The organism is Butyrivibrio sp. (assembly GCF_015056685.1).
GTDB lineage: Bacteria > Bacillota > Clostridia > Lachnospirales > Lachnospiraceae > Butyrivibrio.
On sequence record NZ_SVFW01000015.1, the window covers coordinates 12,482 to 30,905 of the forward strand.

An 18,424-nucleotide genomic window follows, 5' to 3' on the forward strand; every position below is an offset into this window, starting at 1 on the left:
TTAAAGTCGAAAAATTGCCAAAAATAATAATAATTTTTAGTGCATTATTCTGAAAAAGCGCATATTTATGGCATATTTCAGCAAGAGGGGCTTGACATTGTAGAAAATATGGGCTACTAAACCACAAAAGTATTAAAGAACCGACATAGTAGTTTTATAAAGCTTTCTGAAATAGTATGTTGAGATAGCAAGTGAAGCAATCTCAGCAATAGGAAAGGCAAACCATACTAAGTTTAAGTTTCCAGTTTTTGAAAGAAGCCATGCTACAGGAATAAGAACTACAAGCTGTCTTCCTACGGATACCACAAGTGAATAGAAGCTCTTTGAAAAAGACTGGAAAATCGAACCCATGGCGATACAAATACCAGCAATAGGGAATGAAAGGCTGATTATCCTAAGGGCTGGTATGCCGATCTTTATCATCTCATCTGAAGCATTGAATAGTGACAATAATAAAGCCGGGATGGACTGAAAAGCTATTGTGCCTACGATCATTATAGATACTGCAAGGGTAAGAGCGAATTTTAAAGCCTCTGATATTCGCTGCTTGTTCTTGGCTCCATAGTTATAAGCTAATACAGGAATAAGACCATTATTGAGACCAAATACAGGCATAAAGAAGAAGCTCTGAAGCTTGAAGTAAACACCAAATACAGCTGTAGCTGTGGATGAGAAAGCACCAAGGATCAGATTCATCAGGTAGGTCATAACAGATCCGATAGACATCATAAGTATGGATGGAACACCTACGAAGTAAATGTCTTTTATTGTAGTTACATCAATGGTAAGAATCTTCTTAAGTGAGAAATTGATCTCTTTGTTAAAGTGCAAATTGCAATACAGACCGATGCAGGAACCTACACACTGACCGAAGATAGTAGCATAAGCTGCGCCGGCAATTCCAAGCTGTGGAAAAGGTCCGATACCAAAAATAAGAAGTGGGTCGAAAATAATGTTGATCAAAGCTCCTGAAGCCTGTGAAAGCATACTGTAAAAGGTTTTACCAGTTGACTGAAGCAGTCGCTCAAAAGTTATCTGGAAAAAGAGAGCAACAGAACAGCATGCGATTATCCTAAGGTAAATAGTGCCATATTCTGCGATGACGGGAGTGTCAGTTTGTGAACTGATAAATGCGTCAGCAAAAAAGACACCAATGATAAGAAAGAGTAAATAGTTAAAAAAAGTTAGTAAAATACCGGTATTAGCAGCCGAATCAGACCTGCTGAAGTTTTTTTCACCAAGAGATCTGGAAAGAAGAGCGTTAATACCAACGCCTGTGCCTGAACCAAGAGCAATCATCAAGTTTTGCATAGGAAATGCAAGAGTAACAGCGGTGAGGGCATCCTGACCGGCGTTTGGAGTAGTTCCAACTATCTGAGATACAAAAATGCTGTCCACAACATTATAAAGAGCCTGAACAAGCATTGAGATCATCATAGGTAAAGACATTGATACAATTAGCTTTTTTACGGGCATTACACCCATCTTGTTTTCTTTTGTCATAAAATCATCCTTTTTTAAAATAATTAAGCCGTAAAAGTATAACATATATGATTTTATATGTATATGAGCGAAAATATTCAAAAGCATGAAATAAGTGCGTAATCCATCTTTAGGAATTATTGGTTTAATGATAAAATGAAGCGGGGAAAATGTATTTCATAAAGGGGTTTCTGGTATGGTGAAAGTATTTCTTGTGGAAGACGAATTTGTTGTTAGGGAGGGTATAAAAAACAATATTGACTGGCTTGCAAATGGATTTGATTTTTGTGGAGAGGCTTCTGATGGGGAACTTGCCTATTCAATGATACAGAAAACGCAGCCGGATATTCTTATTACCGACATTAAAATGCCATTTATGGACGGTCTGACTCTAAGCCGCATGGTCAAGGCGGAATTTCCATGGATCGAGATAATCCTGCTTACAGGATATGAAGATTTTCAATACGCAAAAGAGGCTATCAGGATAGGCGTTTCAAGCTATCTTTCGAAGCCTATAAGTGGCAGTGACCTTCTAAGAGAAGTGAGCTCTGTTTCTGAAAAGGTTGAAGAAAGGCGTGCGGAGAGGGAAGCTACTAAACGCTACGAAGAGGAAATGAAAGAGAGGAATGAGCTTGATAAACAGGTCTTTTTTGGAAAGCTTGTCAGCTCAAACTGTGGCGCATCTGAACTTATCGAAATGGCAAAAAAGCTCTCTATTGATATAACAGCTCTAAAATATAATGTTCTCCTCATGAAAGTGTGGTCAAAAAAGCATGAGATAGGGGAGTTTTCGAACAGCATCTTAAAAATTGAAGAAGGAATAAGAACCATCGCAACTAGAAACGGAGCAATCTGTTTTAATCTTGACCTTGAAGGACTTGCTTTGCTATTTAAAGGCGATGATGACAGCACAATTAATACAAATATAGAGTCTACGATCAAGGAACTGCTTGGGCTTTTCGAGAAATACAATAACATACGATATTTTGGTGGAATCGGTCAATCAGTCAACAGAATAACAGAAATTAGTACATGTTTTTCATGGGCCAGCAGAGCTTTTGCTCATATGTACTTAACTTCTGACAATGGTTTTATGGTTGGATCAGAAGAGGGGCTCAAAGTAGAAAAAGAAGACATTATTTTGTCCGAGATCGATCCAAAACATATTGATAGAAGGCTTGTAAAAGAATTTTTGAGACGAGGAGAAGCATCTGAGACAGAGTTCTTTTTGGAAGAATTCTTTAATGGAATGGGAAAAAATGCTATCAGATCTACAATGCTTAGACAATATATATCCATGGACCTTTATTTCTGCGTTACAGATTATATTTTAAATGAATTGGGCCTAAGCAGAGATGAGCTTGATAAGCAGATCTCAGCTCCGAATGCAGAAGTTCTAGGGGATGAGAAAAAGACCTTTGATTACATGAAGGAAATCATGAATAAAGCGCTTCTCATCAAGCAAAGTAACGCAATTGGAAGATATCGCGACATTATGAATGAAGCAGTGGCATATATTGAGAAGCACTACGCAGAGGAGGAACTGTCGCTTAACTCTCTTGCTGCACATGTGAATTTTTCGCCAAACCACTTAAGCGCAGTATTTAAGCAAGAGACAGGACAGCCCTTCATCAAATATCTTACAGATTACAGGATGGAGCATGCAAAAGAGCTACTTTGCAGCACGTCAAAGAGAAGTAATGAGATAGGTCAGATGGTTGGTTACAAGGATCCTCATTATTTTTCATATTTATTTAAGAAGACACAGGGAGTTACTCCTACTCAGTACAGAAATGGTACCCGTGAGGAGGAGTAAAGATGTTCAATGGTCATAGGAAAAAACAGCGATCAAAGCTGGCTTCTCAGATCAGATTATCATACATTATACTTCTTTTGCCTAATCTGATATTTATGGTGTATGCGCTTTACAATCTCTTTTTTGTAAGCGAAAGATATAATACAATGCTGAACTCAGTGGTTGCGGCAAGCGAATTCAGCTTGGATTTTAAAGAAGATTTTGATTATGAGACCTATCTTTTGATTGTTGGGAATGTTGCACCTGAAGACTCGCAGATACCGGTGCTGCTTAGCGATGCACGAGCTGTTGTTGGTGGACTTAAAGGTTATACAAATACTGATGATAATCAAAAGAGATTATTAAGTGCGGAAAAGTACTTAAACAACCTTGAAGTCTACATAGAGAGAATAAAGAGCAATCTCAATTATGAGGATAAGTACGAGGCAAATATGCTCATATGGGAGAATGACGTTCAGATAGTAACAGCTCTTTTGCAAGAGACTATTAATGAGTACATTTATTATGAAAATAAGCAGATACAGGTCGCACAGGCTGAGAATAAGGAAGTATTTTTGGATATTATAAAGATCTCAATGGTAATAACAGTTGCTATTGTATTAGTTATCCTTTTAGTATCCTTTGTAGGCCCTTTGTGGATAACACGACCTATCGAAGAACAGGTAAAACAGGAACAAAAACAACTGCGAAAGGCTGAATTTGAACTATTGCAGGCCCAGATAAATCCGCACTTTCTTTATAATACACTGGATACAATAGTGTGGTCAGCAGAGGCCGGTAACCAGAAACAGGTTGTTAATATGGTTAAGAGTCTGTCTGACTTTTTCAGGGCTTCCCTAAACAGGGGAAAAGAGATTGTTTCTGTAAAAGAGGAGCTTCAGCATGTAAGAAGCTATCTGGAGATACAGCAGATAAGGTATCAGGACATATTGAGCTATGAGATAAACGTTGAAGAAACAATTTTTGATTATAGTATTCCCAAGATCACTGTTCAGCCTGTTGTGGAAAATGCACTTTATCATGGAATCAAGAATAAAAGAGGCGGTGGGCGCATTACTGTGACAGGAAAAGAATATAATACTTACTTTGAAATCTGCGTTGAGGACAATGGAAAGGGAATGACTCCTGAGAGGTTAAATGATGTTAAGCTTGCTCTCGAGGCTGAAAAACTTGAAGAAAGTGCCGTTTACGGTCTTTATAACGTAAATCAGAGAATAAAGCTGAATTTCGGTGAAGAATACGGACTTGATCTTGAAAGTACTTATGAGGAAGGAACGAAAGTAGTGATACGACTTCCGAAAAAATTAACCGAAATCGTAGAAAAATGAAACAAAATGAAATTTTGATAAAAAAACTAACCTAATTTCAATTTTATTGAATTTAAAATTTCCTCCTGAAAATTACAATGTGTTTAAGAGGTGGGGACAACCCAAAACACATAATATTTTAGGAGGAAATTGTTATGATGAGGAAAGTATTGTCAATCGTTATGGCATCAGCCATGACACTTGGTCTTGTTGCATGTGGAAGCACAGCGCCAGCAAGCACAACTACAGAAGCTCCGGCTTCTTCAGGCGGCCTTATTAAGGTAGGTATTATCAATAACGACCCTAACGAGTCCGGTTATCGTACAGCTAACGATGCTGATCTTAAAGCAAAATTCACAAAAGAAAACGGATATGATGCATCTTTTGCTTACAGCTTGAAGAATGATGAGCAGATTCAGTACGCTCAGACATTTATCCAGGATGAAGTTGATTATCTTCTTCTTTCAGCTGCTGATACAGCAGGTTGGGATTCAGTTCTTAAGGATGCACAGGCTGCAGGAATCAAAGTAATTCTTTTTGACCGTACTATCGATGCAGATCCAAGCCTCTATGAAGCTTCAATCGTATCAGACATGGCAAAAGAGGGACAGACAGCTGTTGACTGGCTCGCTGGACAGAACCTTCCTGAGTACAATGTAATCCACATTCAGGGTGTTATGGGTTCAGCTGCTCAGCAGGGACGTAGTGGTGCTCTTGATACTAAGGTTGCTGCAGAAGCAAACTGGAACATCGTTAAACAGCAGACAGCTGAGTGGAATGCAGAGAAGGCACAGCAGATCGTACAGTCAGTTATCGATTCAAACACACCATTTAACGTAATCTACGCTGAGAACGATGACATGGCTAAGGGTGCTGTTGCAGCTCTTGATGCAGCTGGTATCTCACATGGTGTTGGAAAAGACGTTGTAGTTATGGGCTTTGACTGCAATAAGTGGGCACTTGAAGAGCTTCTTAACCAGAACTGGAACTATGATGGACAGTGCAATCCTTTCCAGGCTAGCTACATTGATGACATCATCAAGACATTAGAGAGTGGCGGAACACTTTCACAGAAGACAATCATCATGGATGAGAAGGGCTTCGATGCAACAACAATCACACAGCAGGATGTTGACACATACGGAATTTAATTAAGTAAAAAAGAAAGGACGCGGTGCGGCAGGAGTCCGTAAGGACAACCGCACCGCGTTTTTTAAAAGAAATAGAGGTAATGCCTGTGGAAGAGAAACAAGTGCTAACGATGCGAGGCATCAATAAATCATTTCCTGGAGTTAAAGCTCTTCAGAATGTGGATTTTACCCTGAACAAAGGTGAAATACATGCTTTGATGGGAGAGAATGGCGCAGGAAAATCAACACTGATCAAGGTTTTGACTGGTGTGTATTCCAAAGATGCAGGAACAATCTGTCTTGCCGGGAAAGGAGTGGTTCAGATTCATTCACCTCAGGACGCCCAAAGGCTTGGAATCAGTACAGTTTATCAGGAGATAACTCTTTGTCCTAATCTTACTGTAGCTGAGAATATGTTTATTGGCAGAGGAGAAGGACGATTAGTAGACTGGAAGAGCATAAATGCAGACGCTGAGAAACTTTTAAAGAAACTTGATATTCCTGCAAAGGCAACGCAGCAGCTTGCAAATTGCTCAATAGCAGTTCAGCAGATGGTTGCCATAGCCAGGGCTGTTGATATGGACTGTAAGGTTCTGATACTTGATGAACCGACTTCTTCCCTTGATGAGCAGGAAGTAGAAAAGCTTTTTGGTCTTATGAGAGATCTTAAAGAAATGGGAGTTGGAATAATATTCGTAACTCACTTCCTGGACCAGGTTTATGAAGTCTGCGACAAGATCACAGTTCTTAGGGATGGTCAGCTTGTTGGGGAATATGAGATAAAAGACCTTCCAAGAGTTCAGCTTGTAGCAAAAATGCTCGGCAAAGAGATGGATGACCTATCAGATATCAAAGGCGAGAATGCAGCATATGCAGGAAAAGATGCGGATGAAAAAGTCTTTGAAGCATCAAAACTTCAGAGTGATGCCGGGATTCAGCCTTTTGATTTTTACATTAAAAAAGGCGAAGTGAATGGATTTACAGGTCTTTTGGGTTCCGGACGAAGCGAATGTGTGCGCTCGATCTTTGGAGCAGACAGAGTTATTGGAGGCCATGTAAAAGTACATGGCAAGGACGTTAAGATAAATAAGCCATTGGATGCCATGAAAAATGGCATAGCATATCTGCCTGAGGACAGAAAAGTTGATGGGATCATAGGAGACCTTTCCGTAAGGGATAACATCATACTTGCACTTCAGGTTTTGACAGGCTTCTTTAAGCCTTTCAGCAAGGCAAAAGCCAACGCTTTTGCGGAGGAGTACATTAAAAAACTGAATATTAAGACTGCATCGGCTGATACACCGATAAAATCTCTTTCCGGTGGAAATCAGCAGAAGGTAATCCTGGCAAGGTGGCTTTTAATGCATCCTGAATATCTTATTCTTGATGAGCCTACCAGAGGAATCGATGTAGGAACGAAAGTAGATATACAAAAGCTCGTGTTAGAGCTCGCTTCAGAAGGAATGAGCGTTACGTTTATCTCTTCTGAAACCGATGAAATGCTAAGAACGTGCTCAAGGCTGATAGTTATGCGTGACAGAAAAGTTGTAGGAGAGCTTTCGGGCGAAGATCTTACACAGAACAAGATCATGAGCACTATTGCAGGGGGAGAATAAGGTATGAATAAGCAAATATTAAAAAAGATAACGAGCAATCAGCTCTTTATTCCGCTTATGGCACTTATACTTCTGGCAGTAATAAATCTGATCAATGATCCGGGATTTTTCAAAGTAACTGTTGGAACAAATAATGCCGGAAATCCGGTTTTGTCAGGTTATCTGATAACAATTCTTGATTACGGTTCAGAGCTTGCAATCTTAGCCATAGGCATGACTCTTGTTACAGCAGCATCAGGAGGACAGGATATCTCTGTAGGTGCAACAATAGCTATTGCAGGATCTGCTATGTTAAGGGTTCTGTGTGGCGGTAATTCAAGACCTGAAACCATTCAGGCTCCGATCATTGTGGCATTTCTTGTAGCCTGCATAGTTGGTATGCTATGCGGAGCCTTCAATGGAATGCTGGTTGCAATCTTTAAGATACAGCCCATGATAGCGACACTGATTCTTTTTACAGCAGGTCGTTCAATTGCTGCCTGGATCAACAACAATGAGCTGCCCATAGTTCCAGATCCGAAATTTGCCTACTTTGGAGGCTTTATACCGGGAATTCCAATTCCGACCACAGTGTTCATAGTAATAGCCTGCATTATTGTGATCGCGATTGTCCTTAAATTGACAAATCTTGGATTATATACACAGGCTGTCGGAATCAATGAGAATTCATCAAGGCTAAATGGTATAAATCCAACATTCATAAAGTTCTTAACTTTTGTTATATTGGGACTTTGTGTTGCAGTAGCAGCACTTATCAAGGTAAGCAGATTATCCACGATCAATTACTCAGTTATAGCAAAAGATATAGAGATGGACGCTATTTTAGCTGTAGCTCTTGGAGGAAATACTCTTTCAGGAGGAAAGTTCAACATGTGGGCTTCAATACTGGGAGCATATGTCATTCAGTTTTTGACAACTACTCTTTATAAATTCAATGTGCAGTCTGATGCCCTTGCGGCATATAAAGCTGTTGTGGTTATCCTGCTCGTTATATTCTCAGCACCTACAGTAAGGGACTATATGGCAAAGCTTGCAAAACAGCTTCCAATGAATAGAAAGGAGGCTGCATAAATGAAAAAGATAAAAGAAAACACAAGTATATTCAACAAAATGAGCGATACTAACCTGCTTCTTACAATTACAATTGTTATCTTTTTCCTTATGTATATAGGAGCAGTGCTTTTTCAGGGCGGTGGATTTACAAAGCCACAGATGTTTTTTAACATTTTAAATGCAAATGCGGCACTTATAATTACTGCCTGCGGAATGAGCATAGTTATGATAAGCGGCGGAATTGACATTTCTGTCGGAGGTGTTGTGGCACTCGTGTCAATGTGTTGTGCGGTGTACCTTGACTACCATGATGGAAGCATCTTAGGCTCTATTCTCATAGCTTTGGGAATAGGACTTGCCTATGGACTGGTTCAGGGCTTTTTGGTTGCTTATCTTGATATTCAACCATTTATTGTATCTCTTGCCGGAATGTTTTTTGCCAGAGGTATGACAACAATAGTAAATACAGCGCCATTTAACGTAGAAGATCCTGAGTTTAATGCACTTAAACTGACAAGGATAAATGTTCCGGGACTTGGATCGGTGAACAAAAAGGGAATATATGTACCTGCATATGTAGAAATTGGTGTGATAGTAGCACTGCTTCTTGTGGTATTATTATTCTTAGTACTTCGCTATACCAGGCTTGGAAGGAACTTATATGCAGTTGGCGGCAATAAGCAGAGCGCTTTGATGCTTGGAATCAATGTTAAAAGAACTAAGTTCTTGTCACATCTTATCTGCAGCCTGCTTGCAGGAATTGGAGGATATGTTTATTTCCTTCACGTAGGTTCAGGTGCTGCCAGCCACGCAATGGGAATGGAAATGAACGCCATTGCTTCATCGATCATCGGTGGAACAATGCTCACAGGTGGTGTTGGTAACATCATCGGAACTTTGTTTGGTGTTCTATCACTCAGCACGATTCAGAACATAGTAGCATCTGCCGGCCTTGACCAGGCATGGTGGACAGGAATCACCATTGCAGCTATGCTCTGTATATTCCTGCTCATCCAAAGTATAGTAATGTCTCAAAAAAAGAAAGCTCTTAAAATATAAGGACATTGAGATATGAGAAAAAACGCCATGTTAGCGCTAGTACTGCTCCTGCTTTCGGTTTTCACAGCCGGATGCGGGAGCAGTGCTATTAATAATCAAAATGCAGATGTTGAAAATGAGGTTACAAAAGACCTTATAACAGTAGGCTTTTCACAGCTCGGAGCAGAATCTGACTGGAGAAGTACCAATACAGAGTCCATGCTTGAGGCTTTTTCCCAGGAAAATGGCTATAACCTGATATATAAGAATGGCCAGCAGAAACAGTCTAATCAGATAACTGCCATAAGAATGTTTATCCAGCAGGAAGTCAACTATATAGTTCTTGCGCCTGCAATGGAGACTGGCTGGGACTCAGTACTTGGAGAGGCAAAAGAAGCGGGAATTCCCGTGATAATTGTGGACAGGCGAGTAGATGTTGCAGATAAGAACCTCTATTCATGCTGGGTTGGCTCTGATTTTGAGCTTGAGGGGAAAAAGGTTGCTGCCTGGTTAAAGGCTTTTACTGAAAAACGAGGCATATCAGCCGATGATATCCACATTGTAAATATACAGGGTACTATCGGATCAACAGCTCAGATTGGCAGATCAAGGGGCCTTGCCAATGCTGCAAGAGCAAATGGCTGGGATATACTTGATGAAGTGAGCGGTGATTTTACAGAGACCAAGGGCAGAGAAGTTATGGCTTCGTTCCTTCGTAAATATGACAATGTAAATGTTGTATACTGTGAAAATGATAATGAGGCCATAGGAGCTATTGAGGCCATTGAAAATGCAGGCAAAAAGGTTGGAGCAGACATCACAAACGGTGAGATAATGGTTGTTTCTTTTGACGGTGTAAACCAGGAAGCCATAAACTACGCAAAAGAAGGAAAGATTGCTTGTATTGCGGAGTGTAATCCTCACCATGGGCCAAGGGTCAGTTCCCTTATAAAAACGCTTAATTCAGGGGGGATTCCGGACAAATTTAACTATGTATCGGAGAAACTATATAGCTCTTTTGACGATATAAGTGAAATTGTGGTGGATGGAAGCACATATACGATTGATGAACTCGAATAAAAGTGGTATTTTTATTTATATTTAATTTGTATAGGTTATAGTTTACTGTCATAATAATATTACTAACGTTAATTCGGTTTAGGAGACTATTATGAGGAAAAAGATACTTATAGCTGATGACACTAATTTGATGAGAGAAATGCTTAAGGCTGCCCTTGATCCTGAAAAATATCAGATAGTAGGTGAAGCGCTCACCGGAGAACAGGCAGTTGAGTATTACAAGGAGAAACAGCCGGATCTTTTGATCCTGGATATCAATATGCCTAAGATGAATGGTATTGACGCTCTTACTGAGGTCATGAAGATTGATCCTAAGGCCAATGTTATCATGTGTTCAGATCAAAAGTATGAGAACATGATAGTCCTAGCCCTAAAGAAGGGTGCAAAAGATTTTGTGGTAAAGCCATTTACATCGACTGACGTCGTTGTGGCTGTTAGAAAGGTTTTTGGGGAAGAAGATGCTTAAACAAATTTCAATCTACGCCGAGAATAAGAAAGGATGCTTGCAGAATATTACTGGAATTCTTTGCCAGAATGGAATTAATATACTTGGTTCTGTTACAAACGATTCTGCTGAATATGGAATAATCAGAATGGTTGTTTCAGATCCGGAAAAATGCATCGAGGTGCTTCAGGGAGCAGGTTACCTTTGCAAGACAACACCTGTTTTAGCAGTGGAGTGTCAGGATGAAGTTGGAGCCTTAGATAAGATCTTAAAGACTCTTTTTTCAAGTAATATCAATGTAAATTATACATATCTATCATTTAACCGCGAGTCTGCAAGACCAATCATGGTTATCAGTACAGATGACATTAAGGCAGTTGAGAACATTCTTGTAAATAGAGGTTACAATTGTATTTAAGGAGTAGATATGTACGATTTTGTCACATCCAAAGATGGCATCAGTGAGAACTCTTTTAAGTATAAAGATATGCTGAAAAGAAATCCTGATGTTCCTTCGGGGATAGTCCCAATGTCAATTGCAGACATGGAATTTAGGACTGCTCCGGAGATCACAGAGGAGATAAAGAGATATCTGGACCACAATTATCTTGGTTATACAGACATTTCTGATAGCTATCTTAACTCAATAGTAAATTGGATGGGGAAAAGACATAATTATGAAATAAAAAAAGAATGGATTGCGCCATCAGATGGAGTTGTTACAGCTATTGGAGATTTGATCCTTAGCACAACCGCCCCAGGTGATGGCGTTGTTGTTTTTTCACCTGTTTATAACCCGTTCAAAAGAGCTGTAAAGATGAAAGGCCGTAATCTCATTGAGGTTTCGCTTATCCTTGATGGATCAGGATACAAAATTGATTATGAGTTATTTGAAAAAGAGGCAAAAAAACCGGATACAAAGCTTTTAATATTCTGCAATCCGCATAATCCTGTAGGCAGAGTCTGGACTAAAGATGAGCTATTAAAAGTATATGATATATGCGTGAGAAATGATGTCTTTATCATTGATGATGAGATCCATCATGATCTTATAATGCCGGGATCTGAGCATACAGTGATGGCTCGCGTCAGTGAGGAAGCCGGAATGCATATGGCAGTATGCACGGCTCCAAGTAAGAGCTTTAACCTCGCAGGGCTTCAGACGTCTTATGTGATCATTGAAAATCCTGATATTTACAAAAAATTCAAGGCATCAAGGCTTGATGGCTTTAGATCCGTGACCAATGTGCTCGGAATGGTAGCTTTAGAGGCTGCTTATACTTACGGTGAACGATGGCTTGATGAGTGCATTCAGGTTATTTACGATAATTACAGGTACATTTCTGAATTTATTGAAAAAAACATTCCGGAAATCAAAATTTTCCCTTTAGAGGGCACTTATCTCTTGTGGTGCGACTGTAGGTCACTTGGTCTAAATAAAACCGAATTAGAGGCATTTATGACCGAAAAAGCATATATATTTGCGGACGAGGGTTACATTTTTGGAGATGAGGGCATTGGATTTGAGAGAATTAACATCGCATGTCCAAACCAGGTGATAAAAGAGACCATGGAAAGGTTATATAACGCATATAAGATATATATTAAGAAGTAAAGGAGAAATACGTAAGATATGATTACCAAAAAGAACAAAAAGGTAGTAGCAATAATAGCACTGGCACTTATTCTCGCGATGGTCATAGGAACAGTTGCCAGTGCACTTATCTGAAGATCATAGACGTTCTAGGATTTCAAGGACATCAGAAAAGTATTCTTTTCTGATGTTTTCTTTTGCATTAAAGATCTCATGCTTTGATTCATCAAAATTTATAAATTTGGCAGATGGAACGAGTTTTTCAAATTGCCTGTAGCCCTCAGGATCTATAAGATGGTCATTCCCGGCAGTAAATACAGTGATGGGAATGTGGAGGTTACCTGCGTTTTTCATGATAACCTTGTTAGTCTTAAGGCTTGCCAGTGCCCATCCTATCGAGGCGCCATAGGTTTGGTAATGCTCGTCTTTTAACCTTCTTTCAAACATATAGTCGTAACGCGGCTTTGACATGGCGCTACTGGTTTCAAAAACAGGCTTTCTATCGAATCTCTTTTGCCCCGGAGCAAGAGCTTTTTTCTTACCAAAAAGAAAAGCGTAGATACCCAGAAGCTTTATCAGAATAGGCGAAGTATTGTTCTTCATCTTCAGCATTGGAGAGCTTAAGATGGCTGAGTCGAAGTACTGGGGATACTTTTCAAGAAAAAGTGTGCCCACAGCTCCACCCATTGAGTGTGCAAGAATAGTTTTTTTCATGGAAGAAGCGTTTGGAACTACAATTTTTTCTACAAAAACGTGCAGATCTTCAACGTATGTATTGTAATTATCTATGTAGACAATATCAGGAGCCTTGAGCTTGCCGCCTGAATATCCGTGTCCGCGCTGCTCCATGAAAAAGACAGCATAACCTGCCTCGTATAAATACCAGGCATATTCATGAAACTTTGCCCAGAATTCACAGAAACCGTGAACTATAACGATAGCTCTTTTGGCAGAGTCCGGTATTGCGTAGTAGTAATTCATCTTGGTACCATCAAAAGAATTAAAAACTCCTTGAGAGACATGCTCCCTTCGCCACGCTTTATTCTCGGTATTCATGGTACTGATGAAGTTATCTTCTCCTAAAAGTTCGATTTTTGCCATATGCTTAAGCATCCTTTACCAGTTTTTTTGCATTTTCAGCTTTCCAAAGATTTTCATAGGAAAAACCTGTGACTTTTTCACATATTCTCTTTTCCTCTTCTGTTGTAGAAGAAGTATCTTCGCCCTTTCTGCGGGCGATTTCTTTTTGGATAATATCAAATTCCCTGCCTGTAAGTGGGAATACCACTGCAGTGATGAACAATAAGGTGATAAGTATTGCAGGAACTACAATATAGATCAGAGCAATTCCCTTTTGAGTTGAAAGAGCCTGTCTCTGGCCAGCATTAGCGATATTTTCGTCAAATCCAACAGCAGCTAAAAGGAAGCCGATTCCTGCAGCGGAGAGGCCTGATGAGATTTTTCTTGCAAAAGTAGCCATTCCTGAGACAATTCCAGGGCGTCTTATGGATGTAATAAGTTCATCTACCTCTGCCATATCAGCCATGATCGCGAAAATGCTGGTGAGAGTTGCTGCATTACCAAATCCGATAAATGCTGTAAGTACCAGGACCGGAACAATGCTTGCCCCTTCATATGAGAATGCAAGAAGTCCTAAAGTACCGATGAGTCTTGTAGGTGCACCTATGAGAATAGTCGTTCTTTTTGAAGTCTTGCTCATAATAGGGCCCCAGAAAACCATACCGACAAGCTGAGATACCAGAATTGTGGCCATTAAGTAGATAAAGTAGCCATTTGAATAGCCATTAAGAACATCGTCAACATAGTAGACTGCCATTCCTGAGACAAAGTCCATACCGCATTGGCCAAATAGATATATTCCAAGGAAAAGCTTGAAAGATCTGCTTTTAAGAACGCTTATTGACTGAGGAAAGCTTTCTCTTAAAGTTGTTTTTACAGGTTCTTTTTTCTTTTCCCAGGTACCGATGAAAGTAACAGTAGTTGTAATGAAGAAAAGAATACTGAAAAGAACTGCGCAGGTCATGTACTGAGCAGGTTTAGTGTTGTCTTTTATGATAAAAGACGGAACAAGTCCGCAGACCATAGAACCAAGAGTAGACCATACCATACGAACAGTAGAAAACTTGGAGCGCATAGTATAATCGTCGATCATATCAGGCAACAGGCCATTATATGGAACCATCAGAATAGTAAAACCTGTTGAAAACAGGCAAAACATGATCAGATAAAAAAAGTACATTGCCCATATGGATCTGGATGGAATTGTGAGCCATAGTAGCAAGAAAGTAACTGATGAAGCTATTCCGCCAACGAAGATATAAAAGCGCTTTGCGCCGAATTTAGACACGGTTCTGTCTGTAATGTTACCCATCATAGGGTCAGTTATCGCATCCCAAATTTTTCCTACAAGTGGAATTGTTCCGGCGAGAGCAGCCGGCATGCCAAGTGCTTTGATAAGGAAGACGGTAAAGAACGTATTTATGATGACAAAAGCACCGCCTCCATAGAATTCAGCCATTCCAAACATTATTCTGTGCGCCATGTTGTAGTTTGGCTTTTTTCCGTAGTATTCCATTGATGTAACCCCCTAAAATCCCCAAGTTTGAATATATTTAAGTATAGCATTTTTAATGAATCTCAAATATGGCAATAATAGATAGATTCTTTTTATGTTAATTAGTCACATTTCTATAATCTATGCTATCATTAGATAAACTTATTCGAGGATGAAAAAATGATGAATGATAAGGTAATAAGAGAAAAATACAACACGATCACGGATCTGCTCATATGCAAGGGACTTACTATCACGACAATGGAGAGTTGTACAGGAGGGCTTATTGCATCTCTTTTAACAGATATAGAAGGTTCATCTGCCGTTATCAAAGGCGCATTTGTTACATATTCAAACGAAGCCAAGATAATGGAAGGTGTTCCGCAGGATATTATTGAGGAATATGGAGTATATTCAAAAGAAACTGCTGATGCTATGGCAATAGCCTGCAAAAAATCTTTTGGCGCTGATATCGGAATAGGGGTAACAGGAACCATGGGAAATAAGGATCCTCTAAATGAAGACAGCGCGCTGGGGCAGATATATTATACAATTGCTTATAAAAACGATTGTTATTCCAAAGATACGATTATAATGCCGCAAAAGAGCAGATACGATTACAAACTTGAAGTTGCGGATATTATTGCTGATGATCTTCGTTCAATAATAGAAGAGAGGTTTTAATGAACGTATTTGATATGATCGGGCCCATAATGATAGGACCGTCAAGCTCCCATACAGCTGGTGCTGTCAGACTTGGAAGAGTAGTGAATAAGCTTATAGATAACAGACAGCTAAAAAAGGTTGAAATAACTTTGTCAGGTTCTTTTGCCCAGACCTATAAAGGGCATGGAACAGACAGAGCGCTTTTAGCCGGCATCATGGGATATAAAAGCTATTCTCCGGAAATCCGAAGTGCTCTTGATATTGCTTCGGAGCAGGGGATTGATTATGAGTTTATTACAGAGAATATAAAAGGCGCCCATCCTAATACTGCCAGGATCCATTATTTCTTAAATGATGGAACTGAAGGCGTCATGCAGGGGGCAAGTATAGGCGGCGGAAACATATTGGTTAACCAGATCAATGGCATGAATGTTGAGTTTAACGGTGAAAATAATACAATTCTGGTAATGCATGAGGATAAGCCCGGCGTCATCGCCAGTGTGACCAATATGATGCATTGGGAGCATGCAGAGCTCAATATTTCTAATTTTCATTTGTCCAGGCAGGAAAAAGGCGGCGATGCCATCATGACTATTGAGATTGATAATCAGCCTCCGGATACGCTGGTGGATGATATTAGGAAGATTGATCATGTCACAAATGCGATCTTGATAAGAAGAGTCTGAATTAGAAAAGGATATTTATGCTTAAATACGAATCTGTCAGCGAATTAGTAGCTGAAGCTGAAAAAAGAAATATAAAGATAAGTGAACTGGTTTTGGAAGACCAGGCTAAAAGCATGGAAAAAGAGCCACTTGAACTCTATGAAAAAATGGAGATCAGCTTTCAGGTCATGAAAGATTCAATAAATGAAGGTATGAAAAAAGATCAGAAATCCATGTCAGGTCTTACCGGTGGCGAGGGCTATCTTATGAATGAGTATGCTGCTACAGGTGGTATCAGCGGGAACTTCATGACAAAAGCAATGGCCAGAGCTCTGGCAGTAGCAGGCTGTAACGCCTCAATGGGAAGGATCGTTGCTGCTCCTACAGCCGGAAGCTGCGGCATTTTACCGGGATGTCTTGTGTCACTTTACGAAGACCGCGGTTTTGAAGAAAAAGATGTGGTCATGGCTATGTTTACTGCTGGTGCAATTGGAATGGTAATAGCAGAGAAATCCAGTGTGGCAGGAGCTCAAGGGGGATGTCAGGCTGAGTGTGGAAGTGCTTCAGCTATGGCTGCAGCAGCACTTGTAGAAGTAATGGGTGGAAGGCCATCTCAGTGCGCAGATGCCTGTGCTATGGCTATTTCCAATCAGATGGGACTGGTCTGTGATCCGGTAGGCGGACTTGTTGAGATACCATGCATAAAAAGAAATGTATCAGGCCTTGCGATTGCTTTTTCAAGCGCAGATATGGCACTTGCGGGAATCAGGGCCAATATTCCGGCAGATGAATGCATAGATGCAATGCGAGAAGTCGGTGATGCGCTTCCGGCCTCATTAAAAGAAACCGCTGGCGGTGGACTTGCCACAACGCCAACGGGTCGTAAACTTCGTGATAAAGTTTTTGGTCTTACTTAACTTCTACAAGTTCAATCTTGAAATTAAGCTCTTTGCCAGCCATTTCATGGTTAGCATCTAATGTGATAGTTGTATCAGTCTTACCTACAACTTTAACAGGGAATGGTCTTCCGTACATATCCTGAAGGTAAACCTTCTGATCAACTGTCAGGTCCTCTGAACCGGGAAGCTCAGCAATCTCTACAGTGAAGATAGCTGTAGGATCTGCTTCTCCATAAGCTTCTTCAGGCATGAGATGCACATCGAGTGTCTCACCTACGTTCATGTTAGCAACAGCCTTGTCAAATCCATAGATCATCATACCTGCGCCACATACGAACTCAAGAGGCTCTCCTCTGTCATAGGATGAGTCAAACTTTGTTCCGTCGTTGAAAGTACCAATGTAGTGTGTACGGCATGTCTTGCCAACATTTTTTCCCTCGAATGAAGGAGCTGAATGGCAACCGCTGCATCCGCCACAGCCACCTGAAGCACAACCGCCTTCCTCATCTCCGCAGTCGCTTCCGCAACCACCTTCATCATGGTGTCCACAGCTATGTCCATCTTCGTGGTCGCCGCATGTGTGGCCCTCACCGTGATGGTCGCAATTTACACCAGAGCTCTCAAGGTTTCCGCTAAGGTAAGCTTCAACTACTTCATCAGTATTTCCAGATGTTCCGGCGCATACTTCAATGCCGTTCTCTTCAAGAGCTGAGAAAGCTCCTCCGCCGATTCCGCCGCAGATAAGAACATCAATTCCCTTATCGCCAAGAAGTCCGGCTAAAGCACCATGACCGCTTCCGTTTGAACTTATTACTTCTGAGGATACGACTTTTTTGTCCTCTACTGTATAGATCTTAAACTCGCTTGTATGTCCAAAGTGCTGGAAAACTTCACCGTTTTCATAAGTAACTGCAATTTTCATTATTCTTTTCCTTTCCAAATAAAAAGTCACTAGTGCATAGTAACATAAATTGCCAAAAAAGCAAAATATAGTGAAAAAACACGCTTATGTGCATATTTAAGGCTGATATAGAGCGTTGTACACTTTTTTTATCAAC

17 protein-coding genes are annotated in these 18,424 nt (G+C 40.2%); 13 read left to right on the forward strand and 4 right to left on the reverse strand.

Annotation, left to right across the window (positions count from 1 at the left end):
* Nucleotides 1-132: 132 nt before the first annotated feature.
* Complete coding sequence (locus E7303_RS07040) at nt 133-1,503, reverse strand: MATE family efflux transporter (RefSeq protein WP_292144493.1); 1,371 nt, start codon at nt 1,501-1,503, stop codon at nt 133-135.
* A gap of 175 nt (nt 1,504-1,678) precedes the next feature.
* On the opposite strand from E7303_RS07040, the gene E7303_RS07045 reads away from it, so the two are divergent.
* From E7303_RS07045 to E7303_RS07090, 10 genes are all read left to right on the forward strand, one after another.
* Nucleotides 1,679-3,298, forward strand: coding sequence for a response regulator transcription factor (locus E7303_RS07045; protein ID WP_292144494.1), 1,620 nt, complete (start codon nt 1,679-1,681; stop codon nt 3,296-3,298).
* A 2-nt stretch (nt 3,299-3,300) separates the two neighbouring features.
* Nucleotides 3,301-4,626: a sensor histidine kinase gene (locus tag E7303_RS07050; protein ID WP_292144495.1), complete on the forward strand. Its 1,326-nt coding sequence runs from the start codon at nt 3,301-3,303 to the stop codon at nt 4,624-4,626.
* A gap of 134 nt (nt 4,627-4,760) precedes the next feature.
* Nucleotides 4,761-5,756 carry an ABC transporter substrate-binding protein gene (locus E7303_RS07055; RefSeq protein ID WP_292144496.1) on the forward strand — a complete coding sequence of 332 codons (996 nt, stop codon included), beginning with the start codon at nt 4,761-4,763 and terminating at the stop codon, nt 5,754-5,756.
* A gap of 80 nt (nt 5,757-5,836) precedes the next feature.
* Nucleotides 5,837-7,351 (forward strand): sugar ABC transporter ATP-binding protein, encoded by a 1,515-nt coding sequence (locus tag E7303_RS07060; RefSeq protein WP_292144497.1) that lies wholly within the window; start codon nt 5,837-5,839, stop codon nt 7,349-7,351.
* A gap of 3 nt (nt 7,352-7,354) precedes the next feature.
* Complete coding sequence (locus tag E7303_RS07065; RefSeq protein WP_292144498.1) at nt 7,355-8,422, forward strand: ABC transporter permease; 1,068 nt, start codon at nt 7,355-7,357, stop codon at nt 8,420-8,422.
* Entirely contained in the window at nt 8,423-9,463 is a 1,041-nt protein-coding gene (locus E7303_RS07070; protein ID WP_103868781.1) for an ABC transporter permease subunit, read from the forward strand.
* A 27-nt stretch (nt 9,464-9,490) separates the two neighbouring features.
* Nucleotides 9,491-10,522 (forward strand): ABC transporter substrate-binding protein, encoded by a 1,032-nt coding sequence (locus E7303_RS07075; protein ID WP_292144499.1) that lies wholly within the window; start codon nt 9,491-9,493, stop codon nt 10,520-10,522.
* 91 nt (nt 10,523-10,613) lie between these two features.
* Nucleotides 10,614-10,988 (forward strand): response regulator, encoded by a 375-nt coding sequence (locus tag E7303_RS07080; RefSeq protein ID WP_022773390.1) that lies wholly within the window; start codon nt 10,614-10,616, stop codon nt 10,986-10,988.
* Nucleotides 10,981-11,385 (forward strand): amino acid-binding protein, encoded by a 405-nt coding sequence (locus tag E7303_RS07085; RefSeq protein ID WP_292144500.1) that lies wholly within the window; start codon nt 10,981-10,983, stop codon nt 11,383-11,385. Before E7303_RS07080 ends, E7303_RS07085 begins: the two co-directional genes overlap by 8 nt.
* Before the next feature lie 9 nt (nt 11,386-11,394).
* Complete coding sequence (locus E7303_RS07090; protein WP_292144501.1) at nt 11,395-12,582, forward strand: MalY/PatB family protein; 1,188 nt, start codon at nt 11,395-11,397, stop codon at nt 12,580-12,582.
* Between the two features lie 117 nt (nt 12,583-12,699).
* Here the strand turns inward: E7303_RS07090 and E7303_RS07095 are convergent, their stop codons facing one another.
* Together E7303_RS07095 and E7303_RS07100 are read right to left on the reverse strand one after the other, a co-directional pair.
* Nucleotides 12,700-13,662: an alpha/beta fold hydrolase gene (locus E7303_RS07095; RefSeq protein WP_292144502.1), complete on the reverse strand. Its 963-nt coding sequence runs from the start codon at nt 13,660-13,662 to the stop codon at nt 12,700-12,702.
* A gap of 4 nt (nt 13,663-13,666) precedes the next feature.
* Complete coding sequence (locus E7303_RS07100; protein ID WP_292144503.1) at nt 13,667-15,157, reverse strand: MFS transporter; 1,491 nt, start codon at nt 15,155-15,157, stop codon at nt 13,667-13,669.
* Between the two features lie 159 nt (nt 15,158-15,316).
* Between E7303_RS07100 and E7303_RS07105 the strand changes: the two genes are divergently transcribed.
* From E7303_RS07105 to sdaAA, 3 genes are read left to right on the forward strand one after another with little or no spacing between them, the layout of a single operon-like run.
* A complete protein-coding gene (locus E7303_RS07105) occupies nt 15,317-15,820 on the forward strand; it encodes a CinA family protein (protein WP_074884977.1) in 504 nt (167 codons plus the stop codon).
* Nucleotides 15,820-16,488 (forward strand): L-serine ammonia-lyase, iron-sulfur-dependent subunit beta, encoded by a 669-nt coding sequence (gene sdaAB, locus E7303_RS07110; RefSeq protein WP_022773400.1) that lies wholly within the window; start codon nt 15,820-15,822, stop codon nt 16,486-16,488. Before E7303_RS07105 ends, sdaAB begins: the two co-directional genes overlap by 1 nt.
* A gap of 17 nt (nt 16,489-16,505) precedes the next feature.
* Entirely contained in the window at nt 16,506-17,384 is an 879-nt protein-coding gene (gene sdaAA / locus E7303_RS07115; protein WP_103868773.1) for an L-serine ammonia-lyase, iron-sulfur-dependent, subunit alpha, read from the forward strand.
* On the opposite strand, the gene E7303_RS07120 is transcribed toward sdaAA, so the two are convergent.
* Nucleotides 17,377-18,288, reverse strand: coding sequence for a NifB/NifX family molybdenum-iron cluster-binding protein (locus E7303_RS07120; protein ID WP_292144505.1), 912 nt, complete (start codon nt 18,286-18,288; stop codon nt 17,377-17,379). The genes sdaAA and E7303_RS07120 overlap by 8 nt on opposite strands.
* Nucleotides 18,289-18,424: the final 136 nt, after the last annotated feature.

Coding starts and splice junctions, on each gene's coding strand:
- E7303_RS07080 (WP_022773390.1), top strand. CDS start 10,614: ATGAGGAAAAAGATACTTATAGCTGATGACACTAATTTGATGAGAGAA.
- E7303_RS07050 (WP_292144495.1), top strand. CDS start 3,301: ATGTTCAATGGTCATAGGAAAAAACAGCGATCAAAGCTGGCTTCTCAG.
- E7303_RS07060 (WP_292144497.1), top strand. CDS start 5,837: ATGCCTGTGGAAGAGAAACAAGTGCTAACGATGCGAGGCATCAATAAA.
- sdaAB (WP_022773400.1), top strand. CDS start 15,820: ATGAACGTATTTGATATGATCGGGCCCATAATGATAGGACCGTCAAGC.
- E7303_RS07040 (WP_292144493.1), bottom strand. CDS start 1,503: ATGACAAAAGAAAACAAGATGGGTGTAATGCCCGTAAAAAAGCTAATT.
- sdaAA (WP_103868773.1), top strand. CDS start 16,506: ATGCTTAAATACGAATCTGTCAGCGAATTAGTAGCTGAAGCTGAAAAA.
- E7303_RS07055 (WP_292144496.1), top strand. CDS start 4,761: ATGATGAGGAAAGTATTGTCAATCGTTATGGCATCAGCCATGACACTT.
- E7303_RS07100 (WP_292144503.1), bottom strand. CDS start 15,157: ATGGAATACTACGGAAAAAAGCCAAACTACAACATGGCGCACAGAATA.
- E7303_RS07065 (WP_292144498.1), top strand. CDS start 7,355: ATGAATAAGCAAATATTAAAAAAGATAACGAGCAATCAGCTCTTTATT.
- E7303_RS07075 (WP_292144499.1), top strand. CDS start 9,491: ATGTTAGCGCTAGTACTGCTCCTGCTTTCGGTTTTCACAGCCGGATGC.
- E7303_RS07090 (WP_292144501.1), top strand. CDS start 11,395: ATGTACGATTTTGTCACATCCAAAGATGGCATCAGTGAGAACTCTTTT.
- E7303_RS07045 (WP_292144494.1), top strand. CDS start 1,679: ATGGTGAAAGTATTTCTTGTGGAAGACGAATTTGTTGTTAGGGAGGGT.
- E7303_RS07120 (WP_292144505.1), bottom strand. CDS start 18,288: ATGAAAATTGCAGTTACTTATGAAAACGGTGAAGTTTTCCAGCACTTT.
- E7303_RS07105 (WP_074884977.1), top strand. CDS start 15,317: ATGATGAATGATAAGGTAATAAGAGAAAAATACAACACGATCACGGAT.
- E7303_RS07095 (WP_292144502.1), bottom strand. CDS start 13,662: ATGGCAAAAATCGAACTTTTAGGAGAAGATAACTTCATCAGTACCATG.
- E7303_RS07070 (WP_103868781.1), top strand. CDS start 8,423: ATGAAAAAGATAAAAGAAAACACAAGTATATTCAACAAAATGAGCGAT.
- E7303_RS07085 (WP_292144500.1), top strand. CDS start 10,981: ATGCTTAAACAAATTTCAATCTACGCCGAGAATAAGAAAGGATGCTTG.